The 2,476-nt window shown below is 66.1% G+C and carries 1 protein-coding gene; it reads left to right on the top strand.

Annotated features, from left to right (window positions below; all coding sequences use genetic code 11):
* The coding region (locus tag DY218_RS25345) for a transglycosylase domain-containing protein (protein WP_407703684.1) at nucleotides 1-2,406 on the top strand (2,406 nt) is incomplete at its 5' end.
* Nucleotides 2,407-2,476 lie beyond the last annotated feature (70 nt).

Here is a 2,476-nt window from a genome sequence, read left to right as displayed (position 1 = left end):
GGCGGCGGTGGCCGCCGGGGCACCGGCGGACCCGGCGGCGGGCCCGGTCGTGGCCGTGGCCGCGGACAGGAGCCCCCGAAGAAGCGGTTCATCGACTATCCGCGGTCGAACAAGCACGGCTGGCGCAAGCTGGTGCCCTCCTGGAAGCAGGTCCTGGGCAGCGTGGTCGCCTTCCTCGGTGTCCTGTTGGGTATCGCGGGGATCGCGTACGCCATGGTCGACATTCCGGACCCGAACAAGGCGGCCCAGGCCGAGAGCAATGTCTTCTACTGGGACGACGACTCCCAGATGGCCTCGACCGGTGGCGAGACCAACCGGCAGAACATCGAGTTCGACCAGATCCCCAAGTCCATGCAGGACGCGGTGATCGCCGCGGAGAACGCCTCCTTCTACGAGGACAAGGGCGTCGACCCGATGGGCATTGCCCGCGCCGTGGTCAACATGGCGAAGGGCTCGGAGACCCAGGGTGGTTCGACGATCACCCAGCAGTACGTGAAGAACATGTACCTGAAGCAGGACCAGACCCTCTCCCGCAAGGCCCGAGAGCTGTTCATCTCCATAAAGGTGGGCGCCAAGGTCGACAAGGAAGAGATTCTGGCGGGATATCTGAACTCCGCCTACTACGGGCGCAACGCTTACGGCATCCAGGCGGCGGCACGCGCGTACTTCGACGTGGATGCGGTGGAGCTGTCCGTCGAGCAGAGCGTGTTCCTCGCCGCCATGCTCAAGGGGCCGAACCTCTACAGCCCCGATGGCGGCCTCGGCGCGAACGCGACCGCGGAGGCCAACACGGCGCGTGCCAAGGAGCGCTGGAGCTGGATCCTCAAGCGCGAGGTCGAGACCGGCATGATGACCGCGGCTGAGCGCGCCAAGGTGAAGGGCTTCCCCAAGCTCGCGACGAAGAAGTCCACCGTGGCCGGTCAGACGGGCTACCTGGTCAACACGGCCAAGGAATACGTCGCCAACAAGCTGAACATCCCGGTCGAAGAGCTCGAGAAGGGCGGCTACAAGATCTACACGACCTTCAACGAGAAGAAGGTCAAGGCGATGGAGAAGGCCGTCAAGGCCACTCGCAAGGACTTCCTCGACGACAAGGCACGGCCCAAGACCGACAAGAACGTCCAGTTCGGTGCCGCGTCCGTCGACCCGAAGTCGGGTGCCATCGTCGCGCTCTACGGCGGTGCAGGCCACGACAAGGGCCACTACACGAACAACGCCGACACCCGTGGTGTGCCGGTCGGTTCGACGTGGAAGCCCTATGTCCTCGCCGCCGCGCTCGAGCACGGCACGGTGAAGAGCGACGGCCGGCCGATCTCGATCAAGAGCCTGTACAACGGCAACGACCTGTCCGTGATCAAGGACCAGAACGGCGAGCCGATCAAGGACAACAAGGGCGAGCCGTTCCGGCAGAAGAACGAGAGCACCCGCCCCTGGGGCCCGGTGACCCTGGACAAGGCGATGGAGCAGTCCATCAACGTGCCCTTCGTGCAGCTCGGCATCGACGTCGGCCTGGACAAGACGCGGGACGTTGCCGCGAGCACCGGCATCCTCGAGAGCAGCTTCGACAAGGGCAATATGAGCAACGCCTCGTTCTCGCTCGGCACTTCGACGCCGAGTGCGATCCGGATGGCCGACTCGTACGGCACCTTCGCCGCCTCCGGTGCGCACTACGAGCCGTACTCCGTCACCAAGGTCGTCAAGGACGGCGAGGAGCTGCCCGGCTTCACGAAGCCCAAGCGTCAGGCGGCCATGGACTCGGACGTGGCCGACACGGTCACCAAGACCCTGCAGAACGTGGTCAAGAACGGTACGGGCAAGAAGGTCGCCGACGTCGGCTTCCCGGTGGCCGGCAAGACGGGTACGACGGACAAGAACAAGTCGGCGTGGTTCGTGGGTTACACCCGCGAGCTGTCCACCGCCGTCACGCTCTACCGGACCGACCCGGCCAAGGGCGAGCTCCTCTCCATGAACGGGACGGGCGGCGTCCCCTCCATCCACGGTGGTGACATTCCGGCGCAGGTCTGGAAGGACTACATGACGGATGCGATGAAGGGCATCGACGCCGAGGACTTCCCGGAGCCGGGCGACATCGGTGAGATCTTCGGCGATGTTCCGAGCCCGACCCCCACGCCGACGGAGACCGAGGAGGCCGAGGAGCCGACGAAGGAGCCGGAGGAGCCGACGAACACGCCGTCGGCACCCGACCCGACACCGAGCCACAGCTGTGAGCAGTGGGACCCGCTGTGCAACAACGACGACGGCGGTCAGAACGCGGGTCAGGACGGCGGCCAGAACGCCGGTCAGGACGGCGGCCAGGACGGCGGAGCCAGTAACACACCCGATCCCAGCGGGGGTGGCGACAACGCCGGCGAGGACAACGGCTGGTTCGGCCGACCGGAGAACTGACCGCCGGGGCCGAGACAGGACTCCGCTCCCCGTCACGTTTCACGTGAAACAGGGCCGCCGCACCGACGGT

This window comes from Streptomyces triticagri (assembly GCF_003429565.1).
GTDB classification, from domain to species: domain Bacteria; phylum Actinomycetota; class Actinomycetes; order Streptomycetales; family Streptomycetaceae; genus Streptomyces; species Streptomyces triticagri.
Note: the sequence above shows the minus strand (reverse complement) of the source record. Positions and strands in the feature narration are given on the sequence as shown.